Consider the following 19,625-nt stretch of genomic DNA (forward strand, 5'->3'; position numbering starts at 1 on the left):
ACTCATGCCAGATTTATGCCAAATAATATGAAGACCAAAAATAAGAGATTGAATTCATTTTAAATACTGAATAAAAAGCCCGAAATAAGAGATTATTTCGGGCTTAAGTTGAGAGGTTAGTTTAAGTGATAATCGGAGATGAAGAACTCGCGTTAAAAGATTCCTTAAAATCACTTCCAGAAGGCGCCTGATACACCTTCAAGCCAAATTCCGGAATAATCGCCAGAATATGGTCCATGATATCTGACTGGATATTTTCATACTCTGCCCAAACCGTCGTATTGGTGAAAGCATAAATTTCCAGTGGTAAGCCTTCGCTGGTCGGTTGTAACTGACGCACCATTAACGAGAAATTTTTGGCAATACCGGGATGCTGTTGTAGATAAAATTCCAGATAAGCGCGGAACGTGCCTAAATTGGTCAGACGGCGCTGGTTGTATTGTGAATGATGCTGGAGCTGCTGGTTAAACTTCTCTAGTTCTTCTGATTTGGTATTCAGATATTGATCCAGCAGGATAAAATTTTTCAGCTTGTTCTGTTCTTCAGCCGTCATGAAATGTACGCTGGTTTGATCAATATGAATTGAACGTTTGATCCGGCGGGCACCCGCTTCCTGCATGCCGCGCCAGTTTTTAAAGGTATCAGTCACCAGTTTATTGGTCGGAATCGTGGTCACAGTCTTGTCAAAGTTCTGCACAGTCACTGTATGTAATGACATATCAATGACATCACCATCGGCATTTAGGGTCGGCATTTCAATCCAGTCACCAATACGTACCATGTCATAAGATGAAATCTGAACCGAAGCGACCAGTGACAGAATCGTATTTTGAAAGACCAGCATCAGGACAGCGGCCATCGCACCAAAGCCAGCGAGCAAGGTGAATACATCTTTTTTCAAGAAAGTGCCTAAAATCATCAAGCCACAAACAATGAAGATGATCAGCTTGACCAGCTGTAAATAACCTTTAATCGGCTTGTTGCGTGACTTGGGATTACGCTGATAAATCAGGTTAAAGATATTCAGTAACTCACCGAGTGCCAGAGCAATGGTCAGGAAAATAAACGCCTGAGCACCCATTTGCACAAAGGTTTGCACCTTATCGGATAAATGCGGGACAGTGGTAATCCCGTTCATGATCACGATTGCCGGAACAATATTGGAAATCCGGCGAATCACACTATGTTCAGCAAAAATCTGATTATTGGCAAAGGGCATTTTGGAAATCAGTTGACGAATACCGCGTACGACAATCTGTTTGGCAAACACATTGGCAAGGATGGCCAGTAAAATCACAATACTCAGTGAAGATAACATTTCCAGCCATGGGTACTGATCGGCCCAATCTCGAATATTCTGAATAAAATTAAACTGTTCCAACTGATCTTTCTCTTTAACTCAAAAAATTTGTTAGAGTTTATAGGTTTAAACGCAATTTTTTAATCTTGGATAACCTTTTAAAACATATCTTTCTTAGAGGAGGCGAACTTAATCACTATTCAGGCATTTATTTTTTCCTTCAGGTTAATTCAGATTAAATAGATCAATGAAAATTGATTGGTTAATGGCTAGGAAATGTGAAAAATCGATAGAACAGCCTAACTTGGTATTCCTATGCTTCTTTTTAAACTTTAAAAAATTAAAAAAGGTCAGAGTGAATTAAAGAATTTGGTATAGCGTTTATTATGTTAGTTCAACATAACTTAATGTTTATTTTACATTTTATATACTTACTTTTTTTAGGGGATAGTGCTAGGATTAAAATCATATAATCTTAATCATTAAAAATGAAAAATCTTCAAATAGTTATAGCACAAGCTTACATTCCTATGAACTGGAACATATTGAGCAATCAATAAGCCATGAAATTAATAACACTATATTAGAGATAGTGGTTAATGATGAATCTTTTGAAAAAATTGATTGTTACTTGTATTCAAAGAAAGATCCGAAAAAAATTCTTAAAAGCTCTATACATTATGTAATAGCACTCTTAGAAAGAGCAAAGTATAGGGTAGAAAAAGCTCAGCAAAATAACGTGAGTCCTTTGCATATCTGCTTATACGTGATTAAGAAAATTGAGGGATTTATTGCATATTTACAGACTAAATTTTAGTTATTAGCGCTTTCATTTAAAGCCTGTTATATGAAATCTTAAGTTTCCAAATAGGATTTGAATTGAGTGAAATTTGCTATCTATTAAAACAAGAATATGCAAAAGGCAAGCTGACATAGACTTAATGAAACAGATTAAAAAAACCGGCAAATATGCCGGTTTTTTATTTATGCTTTCCTTTTAAGGAAAATGTGCTTACCACATTAAATCATCAGGAATCACATAAGCTGCATATGGATCTTCTTCATCAGTAGTTTCTTCATTTTTCTCTGAATTATTCACGATGATAAAGCCTTCCATTTTTGAATTGATACGATCTGCCAGAGCTTTAGGCAGGAAGGCATAACTCTCATTTTCACGTGCAATCACCAGACTGCCAGCGACCAGTGCATTATAAATCTGCTGGTTAATATAAACTTTCTTGATCTTGCTGTCATCAATAAACTGATAACTAATTTCGCCATCCGTATCGCGGATTTTATGCTGATTAATCATCTGCATGATGGCAGCTTTGAGTTCTTTTTCCTGCAACTGGGCTTTTTTCGCCTGTTCAATGGCTTGGTCTTTAGCCAGCTTTTCCTGTTTGTCCTGCTCAATCTTGGCCTTGATTTCGGCTTCTTTACTGTCACCTGTGCGTTTTTCATGTACAGCCTGTTTAGACAGTTTTTTGGCTTTTTTATTATCGACCAGGCCTGCCTTTAACAATTGTGCCTGTAATGCATTTTTAACCATGAGAATTTCCAGAAATTAGTCGTGTTGATGTCGATAACGTAAATAGATCACCCAATAGGTCAGGCTAAGCAGCAGGCTTAACACTGTAGGGACCAGGAATGCATTTAATTTTAAATAAGGATAAATCCAGCTGGCAAGTATGCCACCCACCAAAAAGCCGGCCAGAATCAGCATATGCAGGATCACTTTACGAGATTCTACTACCAGACCACGCAGGCGATAGCCCATAGCCAGACCTAAATCGGTCAGTACACCAGACAAATGGGTGGTCCGGATAATCGCACCTTTATAGTGGCTGACCATGGCATTTTGTACACCCATCGCGACACAGGCCCATAACAAGGCATAACGCGGGAAATAGGGCAATAACAGCCAGCAAATGAATATAAAAAAAGCCACCAGGCTTAAAGGATAACCATACAGGCGTCCCAAGCGAAAGTGACTATTTCCTAAAATCAGCCCGCTATACATCGAGCCAATCACATAACAGAGCGTAACCAGAATCAGATACAAAATCTGGCGTGGTTGCCAGTCCAGCAGCGCCATCGCCAGCATACTGACGTTACCGGTCATATGTGAAACGGACTGATGCAACACGGTCACCAGTCCTAATACATTAATCATTCCGGCATTTACCGCAAGGAAGAATGCACCCAATTGAACCCACGATGGTAAACGCTGTAATGGCATGGCAATATCATTAGAAAAACATCTTGATTCTTCAATATAAAATCAATCTGTAGCGCGGTCTACTGCTGTTGTAAATAAAACATCGGTAGATGAGTTGAGTGCAGTCTCGGTAGAGTCCTGCAATACACTGATCACCATACCAATTGCCACCACTTGCATTGCGATATCTGAAGAAATCCCGAACAGGCCACAAGCCACGGGAATTAGCAATAGTGAACCACCAGCCACACCTGAAGCACCACACGCAGACACAGTCGCTACGATAGAAAGAATTAGCATAGTGGTGAAGTCAACATTAACACCTAAAGTATTTACTGCAGCTAAAGACAACACGGTAATCGTCACTGATGCACCGGCCATGTTAATTGCTGCACCTAAAGGAATTGCTACGCTTGAAGTAGTCTCTTTCACACCTAAGCGTTTTGCCAAGTCCAGGTTTACCGGAATATTGGCAGCAGAACTGCGGGTAAAGAACGCGGTAATGCCACTTTCACGTAAGCAGGTAAAGACCAGTGGATACGGATTACGACGGGTAATGAAACCCACCATTAACGGGTTAATCACCAAGGCTACAAATACCATGGTACCCAGCAGAACAGCTAATAAATGCGCATAGCTGGTCAAGGTATCTAGGCCCGCTTCAGCAAAAGTCACGGCAACCAGACCAAAAATACCCACTGGCGCAAAGCTGATCACCAGACGAATTACATAATTGATTGCATTGGCAGCGTCATTTAAACAGGTTTTAGTTGTGTGTGATGCATGACGGAAGGCAATTCCTAACGCAATTGACCATGCCAGAATTCCAATAAAATTCGCTTCAGCAATGGCAACCACCGGGTTCGCTACAAAGCTCAGCACCAGATTTTTGAGAATTTCACCTAGGCTGCCTGGCGGCTGTAAATCACCTTGCGCTGCAATATCCAGGAACAATGTGCTTGGAAATAAAATACTGGCGATCACAGCGCTTAATGCTGCCAGGAACATGCCGACAGCATACATCAGCATAATAGGTCTTATCGTTGAATTGGTCTGGCCAACCTGGAAATTTGCAATTGATGCAAGAACCAGAATGAAAACCAGAACTGGCGCGACGGATTTTAGTGCCTTAATAAACAGATCACCCAACAGGCTTAAGGAAGGTGCAGCTTCAGGAAATAACAGAGCCACACCAACGCCTAGAATAATGGCGATGATGATTCGGGAGACTAAACTCAGACGCGATAGGGCAGAAAACATAAGGTTGCCTTGTGAAAATTACGAGGGCTAAATGCGAAAAAAATTTGCGTTATTTTATACTTAAATTAAGGATCGCTTAAAATATATTTTTAGATAATATTTAAGTGACTGAAAATTAATAAATAATTAAGATGGTTTTTTATCTTGATCGTATTATTTCCATACAAAATTCTTAGAATTGGCCAGATTTACTGATCGGTTTTTAATCTTTATTTTTTAGATGAATATAGAATTTAAATCAATCATTTCCAGTTATATTTCAGTTGAATTCTTTGCATGACAGCATGTCTATCATGCAAAGAATTGAAAAATCTTAAATCATATAATGCTGAGGCTTTTCGAAAATTTCCGGAGCCAGATCCTGAATTGCCTGAAAATGGGTTAGATAAATCCGTCCACTCAAATGTGTCATGAGTTTGGAGGCCTGCAAGCGGTCGAATACCGGGCCTTTCACTTCTGCAAAGTGCAGGCGAATATTCAGTTTAGACAATTCAGCATTGAGCTCTTCCAGCGTTTCCAAGGCACTCAAGTCAATCGCACTGATACTGGAGCAGTTCAAAATCACATGCTCTAACTTGTCATTTAAACTTAACTGATTAATCAGATAACCTTTTAAGGTATGCGCATTTAAAAAACTCAGGTTTTCATCAATACGCAGAGATAGTACCCGATCAGAAGTCATCACCTGATGACGCTGGATATTCCGGAAATGCTGGGTGCCTTCGACCAGACCCACAACAGCAATATGAGGACGGCTGATGCGCCATAGCATAAGAATAAAGGTCGAAATAATCCCGACGATCAGGCCAGTGGTGATATCCAGTAATACCACACCAAAAAAAGTAATCCACATGGCAATGCCATCAGCTTTGGAATAACGCCAGGCATCGACGAAAGGCTGGAAATTGACCAGTTTCCAGATAGACACAATAATGGTTGCAGCCAGAATGGTCAGCGGCAGATCCTCAAAGAAGCTGGTAAAAAACAGACTAACCACGACAATCAATAAAGAAGACAATACGCCAGCCAAAGGTGTTTTGGCGCCAGCGTCAGCATTCACCACAGTACGTGACAGACTACCGGTTACAGGAAAGGCGGAACTGATTCCGGCACTGATATTGGCTACACCGAGCGCAATCAGTTCCTGATTACTGTTCAAATTGCTACGCTGCTGTAGCGCCGTTGCCTGAGCAATAGAGAGAGATTCCACAAAACTGATCATGGCAATCATGCTGGCACCCGGTAATAAGGTCATCACCAGTTCCCAGTTCCAGTGTGGGAAAGACAAAGGCGGAAAGCCTGAAGGAATTTCACCGACCGTTTTAATGCCTTGAACTTTTAAGTCTAAAAACAGAACGGCTGCAATACCGAGAAAAACCAGAATCAGTGGAACTGCTCGAACCAGAAAATCAGTCGAACCGATCCGGCTTTGTACTGCTTGAGATTTTAATAGTTTCGGCAGATAAACCAGTAAACCGATAGAAAGCAGGCCAAAGATCAGACTCGGGAGATGCAAAAGTGGTAAATATTCAATCAGGCTTTTCACCAGCTCGGGAATATTATTGGCTTTTAAAGGTAAATCCACCAGAAACTTGAACTGACCAAAAGCAATCAATAGAGCCGAAGCAATAATAAAACTCTGAATGACCGGATGGCTGATCAGCTGAATTAAAAAGCCGAAACGGAATACACCTAAAAGCAGGGAAATAATGCCGACCATCAATGCCAATAAAGTTGCCGCTTCAATATAGACTGGAGAACCCACTTCAAATAATGGATTCAGTGTGGCAAAGGTCATCATGGAAATGATGGCCACTGGACCAATTGATAAAGTTGTACTGCCACCCAATAAGGCATAAATGATCATTGGAAGAATACTGGCATAGAGTCCCATAATCGGTGGCAAACCTGCCAGCATGGCATAGGCCATCCCTTGAGGTACCAGCATCGCAACAACAATCAGGGCAGCCAGTACATCCGATTTCAATTTCACCGGACTGTACTGACTTAACCATGACCAGGCAGGGAGTCTATTGAGCAGTCTAGACTTAAAATTTGGCATATACAGGTCTAAATCACAAATATAGATATATTATGCACAAATTCTGCTAAGAAGTCTTAGGATATAAATAGGTGATCATTCACATTTTAAAAAATGAATGAAGGGACAAAGGATCAAGGCAAAAGACTTAAAACTCTCAGTAGAGAAAATTTAAATCAGGCAGATCGCTTTAAAATAAAACAGGACGAATGAGGTAAATTGCAGCTTTAAGCGACTGCTTGATTTACACAGTAGATTTGATAAAGCTTTTTTAACATTTCTACCAGGTTCTGGTCTTTGATCGAATAATAGATCTGTTTACCGTCTCGACGGGTATTTACCGCATCGCTTTTACGCAAAATCATGAGCTGCTGAGACAGGGTTGGCTGTCTGATCTCGGTAATCTCTTCAATTTGAGAGACATTCAGTTCATTTTGGGAGAGATGACATAAAATGAGCAGTCGGTCCGTATTGGCCATTAACTTTAAAATACCGACAACCTGTTGAGCTGAATCCCGCATCGCGGCAATTTCAAGATCGGTTTTCATTTACTATGTCCATTTATACAATTACAGCCCGCGAATTATACGACTCGAACAGCATGAATTGATGGATAGAAAGCGTGAATTACTATGGTTTTTAATGAATTGTGTTATCAAGAATAGTTATAATTTACTAATTAAAATATAAGATAATTTTATCGTGTTCCGGTTTTTTAGAAAGAAGATGTTTCATTTCAAACTGCTATCGTGATTCCATCTTGTTTCAGGCATCTACAAAGCCGGAAAATGCTTGTATCATGTAAATACATCTTGGCGAATAACATCAAGGATATTCTAATGACTACAGATTCAGCTTTTCCAACACCTGCCAATTTAGGTATCGCGGTTTATAGCAATAATGCAGAGGCAATTGGTAATACCCCTCTGGTTCGTATCAATCGTGCCATTTCAGGCGGAGCGACTGTACTTGCGAAAATTGAAAGCCGTAACCCGGCATTTTCGGTGAAATGCCGTATTGGCGCAGCCTTGATTGCTGATGCAGAAAAGTCAGGTAAATTGAAGCCGGGCATGCACATTGTTGAGCCAACCAGTGGTAATACCGGTATTGCGCTGGCATTTGTAGCAGCGGCTAAAGGCTATGATATTACCTTAACCATGCCATCCAGCATGAGTATTGAACGCCGTAAAGTGGTGAAAGCATTAGGTGCTAATTTAGTACTGACAGATCCAGCCAAAGGCATGAAAGGCGCGGTGGAAGAAGCACAACGTCTGGTGAATGAAAATCCTGAACTGTATTACCTGCCACAACAGTTTGAAAATCCAGCTAACCCAAAAATCCATGAAGAGACGACCGGTCCTGAAATCTGGGAAGCGACTGCAGGTAATGTCGATATTCTGGTAGCGGGTGTAGGTACAGGCGGTACGATTACCGGTATTTCACGCTTTTTTGAAAAAGTGAAAAACAAGCCGATTTATTCAGTTGCTGTAGAGCCGGCTGAATCTGCCATTATTGGTCAGGCAAAACGTGGCGAGACGCTCACTCCAGGACCACACAAAATTCAGGGTATTGGCGCAAACTTTATTCCAAAGAACCTAGATCTGGATCTGGTCGATGAAGTGATTGCCATTACCAGTAGCGATGCAGTGGAATGGGCACGTAAAACTGCAACTCAAGAAGGTATCTTGGTCGGTATTTCAAGTGGTGCTGCAATGGCTGCAGCTGCGCAATTGGCTGCACGTCCTGAAAATGCAGGCAAAAATATCGTAGTGATTCTGCCAGATGGTGGTGAACGCTATTTATCTTCAATTCTTTTTGAAGATATTTCGGCTGAGTAAACTATTAACCAAGCAATTTCTTTAAATCTCAAAAAGCCTGAAGCCATCTTCGGGTTTTTTTATTGGACTTTATGCCTTCATATAATGAAAGATCAAGAATTTAAAGCAGAAGCTTGACCTTCCCATTATGGTAATGTTTAAGCTATAGCATAGGCAGTGAATGGGTAAATGGGGGAGAGCAGAATGAATACACCAGCAACCACACAGTTGTACGAACAGCAGGTACAGATTTCAGGAATGACCTGTGCCTCTTGTGTCGCACGTGTGGAAAAAGCCTTAAAGAAAATTGAAGGTGTGGTGGAAGCGAACGTCAATCTCTCCACTGAACAGGCTTTTTTAAAAAGTGAACAACCTATTCCTGCATCGCAACTCGTCAATGCTATCAATAAAACCGGTTTTGAAGCCGTGATCCAGCAGTTTGATTTAAATATTGAAGGCATGACCTGTGCCTCTTGTGTAGCTCGTGTTGAAAAAGCCTTGAAAAAAGTCGATCAGGTACTGGATGCGCAGGTTAATCTGGCAACCGAAAAAGCTCATGTCACTGCAATTCATCCTCTCGCTGTTTCTCAACTTGTTAAGGCTGTACAAAAAGCTGGCTTTGATATTCAAACCGACCGAATTGAACTGGCTATTGAAGGAATGACCTGTGCCTCCTGTGTGGCACGTGTAGAAAAGGCTTTATTAAAAGTCGATCAGGTAAGTGAAGCACAAGTCAATCTCGCCACTGAAACAGCTTGGGTCAAGGCGCCGCGTAGTCAGCTTCCAGCTTTAATTGCTGCCGTCGAAAAAGCGGGGTATAACGCCCATGAAAAATTAGATACACAGGCTACCGATGCCCAGACGGCATTTCAGGAAAAGAAAACCGCTGAAACTGAACAGCTAAAACGTGACTTATGGTTAGCACTAATTCTGGCTGTTCCGGTGTTTATTCTGGAAATGGGTTCACACCTGATTCCGGCTTTTCATCACTGGATTGCACATACGCTAGGTACCCAAAACAGCTGGTATATCCAGTTTGTACTGACGACTCTGGTTTTGCTGATTCCAGGACGGCGGTTTTATCAGCATGGGATTCCGGCATTGTTGCGACTGGCACCCGATATGAATTCTCTGGTTGCCGTGGGAACAATAGCCGCTTATGGATTTTCCTGTATTTCCACTTTCTTTCCGCAATTATTGCCGCAAAGCACTGTACATGTGTATTTCGAAGCGGCGGCTGTGATTGTTGCCTTGATCTTACTGGGACGTTATCTGGAAGCTCGAGCCAAAGGTAAAACCTCTGAAGCGATTCAATATCTGGTTGGCTTGCAGCCAAAAACTGCTCGAGTACAGCAAAATGGAACCTGGGTTGATCTGAAAATTGCTGATGTACAGCAGGGCATGCTGATCGAGATTCGTCCGGGTGAGAAAGTCGCAGTTGATGGTGAAGTCGTTTCTGGTCAAAGTTATATCGATGAAGCGATGATCAGCGGTGAACCTTTAGCCGTGGCTAAACAGGCTGGAGATCGGGTGATTGGCGGAACGGTAAATCAGAATGGCACCTTGCAGATCAAGGCGACAGCAGTCGGACAAGATTCAGTTCTAGCTCAGATTATTCATATGGTGGAACAGGCACAAGGCGCAAAACTTCCCATTCAGGCGGCAGTCGATAAAGTGACCTTATGGTTTGTACCGGCTGTGATGCTGCTCGCGACTTTGACTTTTATTGTCTGGTTCCTGTTGGGTCCTGAACCGAATCTGACTTATGCACTGGTCAATGCTGTTGCTGTACTGATTATTGCCTGTCCTTGTGCAATGGGCTTGGCTACGCCAACATCTATCATGGTCGGCACCGGCCGGGCGGCAGAGCTGGGTGTCTTGTTCCGTAAAGGCGAAGCATTGCAACTCATGCAGCAAACCAGAGTTGTGGCGGTAGATAAAACCGGAACCTTAACTGAAGGAAAACCAGCCCTGACCGATTTTGCAGTGACATCTGGTTTTGAGCAGCAAACAGTATTGCAAATGGTCGCAGCAGTGGAAGCCAAATCCGAACATCCCATTGCTCATGCGATTGTGGAAGCTGCGAAAGCACAACAGTTGCAACTACCTGAAGTCAGTGATTTTGATTCAATCACTGGTGCAGGCGTGAAAGCTCAAGTTTCAGGTCAGCAAATTCATATTGGCGCAGAACGCCTGATGCAGCAATTGGGCTTAAGTGTCGATATTTTTAAAGAGAAAGCACAACAGTTAGGCGAGCAGGGACGCACGCCTTTATATGTCGCGATAGATCAGCAGTTGGCTGCCATTATTGCTGTGGCTGATCCGATTAAAGCCACAACCTATAGTGCGATTCAGGCCTTACATGATCAAGGCTTAAAGATTGCCATGATCACCGGTGATAACCAGCATACTGCACAGGCCATTGCCGGACAGTTGAAGATTGATCATGTCATTGCTGAAGTTCTGCCTAATGAAAAAGTCGATGCGGTACGCCAACTCCAACAGCAACATGGCATCGTCACTTTTGTCGGTGACGGGATTAATGATGCACCTGCTTTGGCTCAGGCCGATGTTGGAATGGCAATAGGAACTGGTACGGATGTCGCAATCGAAGCAGCAGACGTGGTGCTGATGTCTGGAAATTTACAGCATGTGGCAACCGGTATTGGCCTGAGTCAGGCGACCATGCGCAATATCAAACAGAACCTGTTCTGGGCCTTTGTCTATAATATTGCCTTGATTCCGATTGCTGCCGGTCTGTTGTATCCATTCTTCGGTATTTTGTTATCACCGATGTTTGCAGCAGGCGCGATGGCATTATCCTCAGTTTTTGTGGTCAGCAATGCGCTTCGTTTAAAGACTTATCAGCCGATCCAGTTGAAGGAGGCAGTGTAATGAATATTGGACAGGCCGCGAAACGCTCCGGGATCTCGGCCAAAATGATCCGTTATTATGAAGATATCGGTTTATTACCCAATCCTAAACGTAGCGATTCGGGTTATCGTATCTATAGTGACGATGACATCAAGACTTTAAGTTTTATTCAGCATGCGCGTGAACTGGGTTTTTCTTCTGAACAGATGAAAGAATTGCTCGGCCTGTGGCTGAACGATGCCAGACACAGCAGTGATGTCAAACAGTTGGCGCAAAAGCATATCGAGTTACTGCAACAGAAAATTGCGGACATGCAAAATATGATGAAAATTTTGCAGCAATCGGTTGCACAGTGTGCTGGAGATGAGCAATCTGACTGTCAGATTCTGAAACAGATTGAGCAGGGTGTGTCACATGGGAAAACTGCACATACGGCTATCAAAGCAGATCAATAGCCTTGAATTAAAATTCGCTTAACCCAAATTTAAACTGATCAAAGGGAGATCAAGATGAAATTCCGTATTGAAAATATGACTTGTGGTGGTTGTGCACGTAGTGTGACGGCAACCATTCAGGAGCTGGATGAAAATGCTAAAGTAGATGTTGATGTGGTCAGCAAAATGGTGGAAGTTGAATCGAGTGCAAGCGAATCTGAGATTATCGCGGCATTAACTGAAGATGGCTTTCCGCCTGAAACTATGGCTTGATATTTGCCATTTAAAAAATAATTCTAAAATGCCTAATCATGATTAGGCATTTTTTATGAAACTGCCGATATTTTATCTGGCGTCATTAATGCCTGATTAATATATAGCTTAATCAGGCGTTCACGCGAACCAATCGCTTTTTGATAACTGGTCGAATTTAATAATAGTGAAGCGCCATAAGTGACTGTCCAGATATAAGATAAATAATCCCGGATTGACATGGCACTGTCTAAAGACACCAGATAATCATGGGTCATATCTTTAATGCGGATAATCCGTTCTTCACGAATACGGTAGAGTTCCTGAAATAACTCTTTCAGGTTTTTTTCATTATTGGTTAAACGCTCTTCAATAACATGCAGCAAAATAGTCCGGTTTGAATTGAGCATGTGATAAAGCATATATTGCGAAACATAATTTTTAATATCGTTATTATATTTATCGGAAATTGCCAGAATTCTTTTTTCATTCAGAATGATGAGTTCTAAATATAACTGGTTCTTGCTTTTAAAATGCTTGTAGATGGTTCCTTTGGCGATGTCCAGTTCTTCAGCAAGTTCACTCAAGGTGATGTCCTGATTATTATCAAGCAGTAGACTTTCTGCCATGCTCAGGATCTTCTCTTTACGAAGAAGGAAGTTCTGCTGTCTTACAGTCGTCATCTTCTTGACTCATCATTTTAGAAAAGGAACCTACTAAGAATATGCTATTTTCACAGGTATAGCTATAAAACTAAGGTCGTGATATTTATCTAAATTTGTATATTTATTCAACATTTCTTGTAGAAAAAAGTCATATACAGCTGCGCTAAAAATATTGTCAAGAAAATTGAACCCTTGAGATCAACTTTGCTAAATAAAATTCCATTTTCAATATATTTGATTTATGGTTTTAGGGCATAAAGCTGAATCATATTTTCGTTTTAAACCCAGACCAGACAAGGTTTAGCGAAGTGAAGCCAGAGTCATTTTAACAGCTTAAATTTTTCATTCATCAATGGATTTAAGTTTTAAGGATTCAGTAAATACCAGAGGTATAAAGTTTTTGATTTTAAATTTTATATCGCTAATTTATGTCAATGAATTCATCGCCAGATTAATTCGATATGATGATTTTTGAATGACATGCATGGATTCGAGCAAAAATCCTCAAAATATTTTCTCGAATCCATAATGAAAAAATACTCAGTAACAGAATTGAGTATCACCAGTGAAGGAATATGAAAATGCCTATTTATAATGCGCCGCTAAAAGACATGGAATTTATTTTAAATGATGTGTTTCAGGCCGAACAATTTTGGCAAGATAATGAAAATCTTGCACATTTAGATATGGCAACTGCAAATGCAATTCTGGAGGAGATGGCCAAGTTTTCCAAGAATGTGATTCTTGATCTGAACCGCCCTGCAGATGAAGAAGGTGGTGCTCAGTTTAGTAATGGTGAAGTCAAAACACCTGCAGGCTTTAAAGAAGCTTTCAAACAGTTTGCCGAAGGTGGCTGGGTGGGGCTGGGCGCGCCTGAAGAATGGGGCGGTCAGGGCATGCCAAAAATGCTGACTGTACTTGCAGACGAAATGATCTGGAGTACCAATCCCTCTTTCATGCTTTACCCGCTGTTAACCGTGGGAGCTGGCATGGCGATCAATGACCGTGCTTCGCAGGAACAGAAACAAACCTATCTGCCAAAATTCTATACGGGTGAATGGTCAGGCACGATGTGTTTAACTGAGCCGCATTCAGGGACAGATCTGGGCATTATCAAAACCAAGGCTGAACCAAATCAAGACGGTTCATACAACATTACCGGGACCAAAATCTTCATTACCAGCGGTGAGCATGATCTGAGTGAAAATATCATTCACCTGGTACTGGCCAAAACCCCAAACGCGCCAGCAGGTTCACGCGGTATTTCTCTGTTTATTGTCCCTAAATTCCTGGTTAATGCCGATGGTTCACTCGGTGAGCGCAATGCGGTCGCTGCCGGTTCGATCGAACATAAGATGGGTATTAAAGGCTCGGCAACCTGTGTCATGAACTTTGATGGTGCCAAAGGCTATATGGTGGGTAATGAAAATGAAGGTCTGGCGGGCATGTTCGTGATGATGAACTACGAACGTTTGTCGATGGGGATTCAAGGCATTGGCGCGGCAGAATTTGCTTATCAGAATGCCGCACAATATGCGACCGACCGTTTACAGGGCCGTGCATCAACCGGTGCTAAATCACCAGAAAAACCAGCCGATTCAATTCTGGTACATGGTGATGTACGCCGTATGTTGCTGAATGTGCGTGCCAATAATGAAGCTTCTCGTGCTTTCGCAGTCTATGTCGGCCAGCAGCTGGATATTACCAAATACTCCACCGACCCTGAGGCGGTACGTAAAGCAACTGATCGTGTGGCTTTATTAACGCCTATTGCCAAAGCTTACCTCACCGATAAAGCACTGGATGCTGCACTTGAAGCACAAATGTGCTTCGGTGGTCATGGCTATATCCGTGAATGGGGCATGGAACAATGTATCCGTGACCTGCGCATTTCACAGATCTATGAGGGGACCAATGGGGTGCAGGCAATTGACCTGATTGGCCGTAAAACTACGAAATGTAAAGGTGCATATATTGCAGAGTATATTGCAGAAATCCGTGAATTTGCCCAAAGTCTAGATGATGCCTTAACGATTAAAAAGGCAACCTTAGATACCTGTCAGCAACTGGAAGATATTACCAATTTTATTGTTGAGCAGTCTCAGCAGAATCCTGATTTCGCCAACTCCATTGCTGTTGATTATCTGCACGCCGTAGGTTTGTTGAGCTTCGTCTATATGTATGCGCGTATCAGTAAAGCGGCGGCTACCAAAGAAGAAAGCTATTTCCAGAATAAACTGGTACTGGCTAATTACTATATTGCTAAAGTACTTCCGGATTTAAGTGCGAGAATTCAACGCATTCAGGCAGGTGCAGAGCTGGTGATGCAATTGCCAGAAGAATATTTCACTGCACAAGCCTAAACCCGCAAATATTGCGAAGGACGAACACTGTAGAGCTATCACTTTACAGTGTTGATAACAATGATGTTAAAGGATGAGATTAGAATGATTGTAATTGTAGAAGCTGTACGTACCGCAATGGGCGGTTTTCAAGGCTCACTTTCAAGCTGTACGGCACCAGATTTGGGTGCTGTAGCGATCAAGGAAGCGGTAGCGCGTGCAGGTCTGGCAGCCAATGATATTGATGAAGTGATCATGGGCTGTGTATTGCCAGCCGGCTTAAAACAGGGTCCGGCACGTCAGGCCATGCGTCAGGCGGGTCTACCGGATTCCACCGGGGCGACCACGATTAATAAAATTTGTGGTTCAGGCATGAAGGCGGTGATGCAAGCAGCAGACGCAATCAAGGCCGGTTCAGCAGAGATTGTGGTTGCAGGTGGTATGGAATCGATGTCAAACGCACCCTATTTAATGGACAAGGCACGGGCCGGATTCCGTATGGGGCATGGCAAAGTCATTGACCATATGTTCCAGGAAGGTCTGGAAGATGCGGAAACAGGTCTATCTATGGGCATCTTGGCGCAGGAAATGGCGGACAAAAAAGGCTATACCCGTGAGCAGCAGGATGCCTATGCGATTGGCTCATTAAATAAAGCCGTGACAGCGGTGCAGCAAGGTTTCTTTAAAGATGAAATCGTACCGGTCACTGTCAGTAGCCGTAAAGGCGATGTCGTGGTAGAACAGGATGAACAGCCTTTAAATGCCAAGGCTGACAAAATTCCAACCTTACGTCCAGCTTTCAAAAAGGATGGAACAATTACTGCGGCAAATGCCAGCTCCATTTCTGATGGTGCTTCGGCACTGGTGATTACCTCGAGTGAAATTGCCGCGCAGCGCAACTTAAAGCCGCTGGCTAATATTGTGGCCTATGCCAGCCATTCGCAGCATCCATCAGAATTCACCATTGCACCAGTGGGCGCGATTGAAAAAGTCTTGCAAAAAACGGGTTGGGATGCTCAGGACGTAGACCTTTGGGAAATTAATGAAGCTTTTGCCATGGTAACCATGTTAGCAATAGATGCTTTTAAACTTGATCCAGCAAAAGTGAACGTTAATGGTGGTGCCTGTGCTTTAGGTCATCCACTGGGCTCTTCAGGTTCCCGTATCATTGTGACCCTGATTCATGCCTTAAAGCGTACTGGTGGCAAGAAAGGCATTGCAGCACTATGTATTGGCGGTGGGGAAGCAACAGCGATTGCAGTAGAACTAATTTAAGTCTTTTCATAATTGCATGATCATATGCTCAAAGTAGCAAACTTAAATATTTTTTGAATTAGACCACAATGCTTCTGGTACGCCAGGAGCAGGTGTCTCTTTATTTTTAATTTTTGAGAATTTTTATGAACGGTTTAGAGCGTATTCGTTTGCTCGCATTACAAGATAAAGTAGTTCCTGTAGAAAAAGCACTACAATTGATTCAAGATGGTGATGTAATTGGTTTGAGCGGTTTTGGCGGCGCCGGTGAAGCGAAAACTGTGCCTTTGGCATTGGCTGAATATGCCCGGCAGCATCCGATCCATATTACCTTGGCGACAGGTGCAAGTCTGGGGAACCGGATTGATGGGAAACTGAATGAAGCTAACGTTATAACCCGCCGTTATCCTTATCAGGCTGATCCTTCTTTACGTCAGGCCATCAATAATGGTGAAGTGATGTATATCGATCAGCATCTTTCTGAACTGGCAGACAATATCCGTCATAAAAACCTACCGGCGATTAATGTCGCGATTATTGCTGCCACTGCCATTACTGAAGATGGTCAGATTATTCCCACAGGTTCTTGTGGAAACTCGGCGAATTTCATCGAAATGGCAGATCGGGTCATTGTTGAAATTGATACCACCATTAGTCCGGTTCTGGAAGGCGTGCACGATATCTATTTGCCTAAAGCCCGTCCAAATCGTGGTCCGATTCCTTTGACGCAAGCCAGTGACAAGATAGGTACGATCGGAATCCATGTTGCACCTGAAAAAATTGCTGCGATTGTCATTAATGAGATTCCTGATACTTCTTTTAAAATGGACGAGCCAGATGAAGAAACGCTGGCAATAGCCAGTCACCTGATTAACTTCTTTGAACAAGAGGTTGCAGCAGGGCGATTACCTGAAAATCTGGGGCCGCTGCAGTCCGGAGTAGGTTCCGTGGCAAATGCCGTATTTGCAGGTTTTGAACATTCTAATTTCAACCATCTGGAAATGTATTCTGAAGTCCTGCAAGACTGTACTTTCCAGCTTATCGATTCAGGAAAAATGACCTTTGCTTCTGGTTGTTCCATGACCCTGAGCGATGAATGTGCGGCACGGGTGATGAAGAATTTTGATCAGTACAAAGATAAAATTGTCTTACGCCCGCAAGAACTTTCCAACAACCCTGAGCTGATTCGCCGTCTGGGTATAATTGCAATCAATACCGCACTGGAGTTTGATATTTACGGGAATGTGAATTCAACCCATGTCGCTGGCACCAAGATGATGAATGGTATTGGCGGCTCAGGTGATTTTACCCGTCATGCACATATTGCGATTTTTGTGACTAAATCCTATGCCAAAGGTGGTGCGATTTCGTCTGTGGTTCCACTGGTGAGCCATACGGATCATACTGACCATGACGTGGATATTCTGGTAACAGAGCAAGGTTTGGCCGATCTGCGCGGATTGGCACCACGTGAACGTGCCCGCAAGATTATCGATATTTGTGCTCATCCCGATTATCGTAAAAGTCTGAATGATTACTTTGAGCGCGCCTGTGCGCATGGTGGGCAAACACCGCATTTGTTAAATGAAGCTTTGTCCTGGCATGCCCAGTTTGAAGAAACCGGTTCAATGAAAATTGCTTAGTTCTCTTTCTTAAAATAAGCCCAAAATAAAGCCTGTGAATCACGGGCTTTATTTATTGTACTAGATAAATATTTTAGTTCTGAATCAGACGTGGGTTATTAAAGACTTTATCCAAGATATGCCGATGAATGAAACGCAGTTTATCTTTCACAGCTTCAGTCAGCTTAAAGGGGTAAGCATCTTCCAGACCCATACTGCGGTTTAAGGCATTCAAATTAAAAGTCAGGGTGACCCAGTTTTCCAGGATATGTTCAAAATCCTGTCCACCAATCGGGCATTCTTTAAAGTCCATACTGGCTAGATTTCGGCCATTACCTTCCACGCGTAGACCGGCATAAAATGCAGTTTCCAGTGTTTCCATGATATGCAGATAATGTGACCAGGTTTCAGCCCAATCTTCCCACGGGTGTGCAGTGGCATAGGGACTAATATATTTTTCATGCCAGTTGATAGGCGCACCTTGATTATAGTGCCTCTCTAGTGCTTCACTATAATTTTGCCGCTCATCTCCAAAATAATGGCGAAGTTCATCGAGTAATTCCGGATGTAGATGCTGGATGACATTAAAATAAAAATGCCCACTTTCATGACGAAAATGCCCTAATAATGTCCTGTAATTTTCACCCATATTGACCCGGGTTGTTTCCCGATAAACCACATCGGCCTCGAAGGCATTTAAGGTAATCACCCCATTGGCATGGCCGGTAAGTACTGGCTTGTCTTTTTCAGGAAGAAGAAAATCAAAACGCAAACCTAATGGATCATCATCCGAATGTTTTGGACGAGGCATAATGTTCATACGTTGGGTCAGATATAGAAACCGGCGTTTGGCTTCCTCAAGCCGATACCAGTAAATCATGTTTTCGGCATTTTCCAGATTTGGAATTACATGAGTCAGCTGGCAGGATTCGCAAAAATCTTCCTCGTCATCTACGGGGATCATCCAGTTACATACCTGATGATGGGTATAGTTATAACAAGGTTTATAACGGGAATATTGATACTTCTCGGCAACGGGAACCCACTCCTGAGCATTCAGCTTTTTAAATGTCGTCATTTCTTTTTCGGATGCGATATAGCCGATAGGAGAAAGGCAGTGATCACATACGAATTTGGCGAAAAAGATCTGCTGTTCGCAAACTGGGCATTCAAAATACTTCATCGATACTCCCTGCAAAATGAATGAATTACAATGAATTACTGAAACTCTATAATTTATATTCAGATTGCATTGCGGAATTTTATCCTGTTTAAAAATTCATCATAAAAATTTCTTAAAAAACACTATGTTGATTAATTGTAAAATGCATGTGATCGATTATTCATTAAATTATGGTTTAGTGACTGTTTATAGACGAAAAGCTGACAGAAATAAAAAAACCGATGAACTGACTTATGTATTTTTTTCTTAAATAAAAACGAGAGTATCAATTTAAAAAAACTGAATAATGCAAACTATAAAAAATTAGAGATCAAAAATTATTGAAAAAAATTGATTGAATAGTGTTTTTCATAAGACCTAATT

General features: G+C 42.2%; 15 protein-coding genes and 1 pseudogene. 8 read left to right on the forward strand and 8 right to left on the reverse strand.

All coding sequences use genetic code 11. The annotated features are described in order from the left end of the window. Positions 1-121 precede the first annotated feature (121 nt). Positions 122-1,381 carry a mechanosensitive ion channel family protein gene (locus FTU46_RS09970; protein ID WP_180017393.1) on the reverse strand — a complete coding sequence of 420 codons (1,260 nt, stop codon included), beginning with the start codon at positions 1,379-1,381 and terminating at the stop codon, positions 122-124. 407 nt (positions 1,382-1,788) lie between these two features. Between FTU46_RS09970 and FTU46_RS16845 the strand changes: the two are divergent. Then, positions 1,789-2,117, forward strand: a pseudogene (locus tag FTU46_RS16845) (hypothetical protein). A gap of 195 nt (positions 2,118-2,312) precedes the next feature. Here the strand turns inward: FTU46_RS16845 and FTU46_RS09975 are convergent. The 5 genes from FTU46_RS09975 to FTU46_RS09995 form a co-directional block, all read right to left on the reverse strand. Continuing rightward, entirely contained in the window at positions 2,313-2,849 is a 537-nt protein-coding gene (locus FTU46_RS09975) for a DUF2058 domain-containing protein (RefSeq protein WP_104426088.1), read from the reverse strand. Between the two features lie 15 nt (positions 2,850-2,864). Continuing rightward, positions 2,865-3,539, reverse strand: coding sequence for a YoaK family protein (locus FTU46_RS09980; protein ID WP_104426089.1), 675 nt, complete (start codon positions 3,537-3,539; stop codon positions 2,865-2,867). A 42-nt stretch (positions 3,540-3,581) separates the two neighbouring features. After that, entirely contained in the window at positions 3,582-4,778 is a 1,197-nt protein-coding gene (gene sstT, locus FTU46_RS09985; RefSeq protein ID WP_004785593.1) for a serine/threonine transporter SstT, read from the reverse strand. Between the two features lie 313 nt (positions 4,779-5,091). Then, positions 5,092-6,840 carry a SulP family inorganic anion transporter gene (locus FTU46_RS09990; protein WP_175967711.1) on the reverse strand — a complete coding sequence of 583 codons (1,749 nt, stop codon included), beginning with the start codon at positions 6,838-6,840 and terminating at the stop codon, positions 5,092-5,094. Between the two features lie 206 nt (positions 6,841-7,046). Next, positions 7,047-7,367, reverse strand: coding sequence for a metalloregulator ArsR/SmtB family transcription factor (locus FTU46_RS09995; protein WP_179992606.1), 321 nt, complete (start codon positions 7,365-7,367; stop codon positions 7,047-7,049). Positions 7,368-7,658: 291 nt separating this feature from the next. Between FTU46_RS09995 and cysK the strand changes: the two genes are divergently transcribed. The 4 genes from cysK to FTU46_RS10015 all read left to right on the forward strand — a co-directional run bounded on the left by cysK (position 7,659) and on the right by FTU46_RS10015 (position 12,217). Then, complete coding sequence (gene cysK / locus FTU46_RS10000; protein WP_159122914.1) at positions 7,659-8,657, forward strand: cysteine synthase A; 999 nt, start codon at positions 7,659-7,661, stop codon at positions 8,655-8,657. 183 nt (positions 8,658-8,840) lie between these two features. Further along, positions 8,841-11,531: a heavy metal translocating P-type ATPase gene (locus FTU46_RS10005; protein WP_180104915.1), complete on the forward strand. Its 2,691-nt coding sequence runs from the start codon at positions 8,841-8,843 to the stop codon at positions 11,529-11,531. Continuing rightward, on the forward strand, positions 11,531-11,965 hold the full coding sequence (gene cueR, locus FTU46_RS10010) for a Cu(I)-responsive transcriptional regulator (RefSeq protein ID WP_159122916.1): 435 nt from the start codon (positions 11,531-11,533) through the stop codon (positions 11,963-11,965). The genes FTU46_RS10005 and cueR overlap by 1 nt, the downstream gene beginning before the upstream one ends. A 54-nt stretch (positions 11,966-12,019) precedes the next feature. Beyond that, positions 12,020-12,217, forward strand: a complete 198-nt coding sequence (locus tag FTU46_RS10015; RefSeq protein WP_034704558.1) for a heavy-metal-associated domain-containing protein — start codon at positions 12,020-12,022, stop codon at positions 12,215-12,217. A gap of 53 nt (positions 12,218-12,270) precedes the next feature. Here FTU46_RS10015 and FTU46_RS10020 read toward each other — a convergent pair whose 3' ends face one another. Beyond that, positions 12,271-12,879, reverse strand: a complete 609-nt coding sequence (locus tag FTU46_RS10020) for a TetR/AcrR family transcriptional regulator (RefSeq protein WP_005235816.1) — start codon at positions 12,877-12,879, stop codon at positions 12,271-12,273. A 563-nt stretch (positions 12,880-13,442) separates the two neighbouring features. Here FTU46_RS10020 and FTU46_RS10025 point away from each other — a divergent pair. The 3 genes from FTU46_RS10025 to FTU46_RS10035 all read left to right on the forward strand — a co-directional run bounded on the left by FTU46_RS10025 (position 13,443) and on the right by FTU46_RS10035 (position 18,100). Beyond that, the gene (locus tag FTU46_RS10025) at positions 13,443-15,224 is read left to right on the forward strand and encodes an acyl-CoA dehydrogenase C-terminal domain-containing protein (protein ID WP_180104916.1); all 1,782 of its coding nucleotides are present in this window, start codon (positions 13,443-13,445) and stop codon (positions 15,222-15,224) included. Between the two features lie 78 nt (positions 15,225-15,302). Continuing rightward, positions 15,303-16,478 (forward strand): thiolase family protein, encoded by a 1,176-nt coding sequence (locus tag FTU46_RS10030; RefSeq protein WP_180104941.1) that lies wholly within the window; start codon positions 15,303-15,305, stop codon positions 16,476-16,478. 125 nt (positions 16,479-16,603) lie between these two features. Beyond that, entirely contained in the window at positions 16,604-18,100 is a 1,497-nt protein-coding gene (locus FTU46_RS10035; RefSeq protein WP_180104917.1) for a succinate CoA transferase, read from the forward strand. Between the two features lie 73 nt (positions 18,101-18,173). Here FTU46_RS10035 and FTU46_RS10040 read toward each other — a convergent pair whose 3' ends face one another. After that, on the reverse strand, positions 18,174-19,262 hold the full coding sequence (locus tag FTU46_RS10040) for a putative zinc-binding metallopeptidase (protein WP_159122920.1): 1,089 nt from the start codon (positions 19,260-19,262) through the stop codon (positions 18,174-18,176). Between the last annotated feature and the right edge of the window lie 363 nt (positions 19,263-19,625).

Origin of the sequence: Acinetobacter sp. YH12108 (assembly GCF_013419055.1) — a bacterium.
Taxonomy (GTDB): domain Bacteria; phylum Pseudomonadota; class Gammaproteobacteria; order Pseudomonadales; family Moraxellaceae; genus Acinetobacter.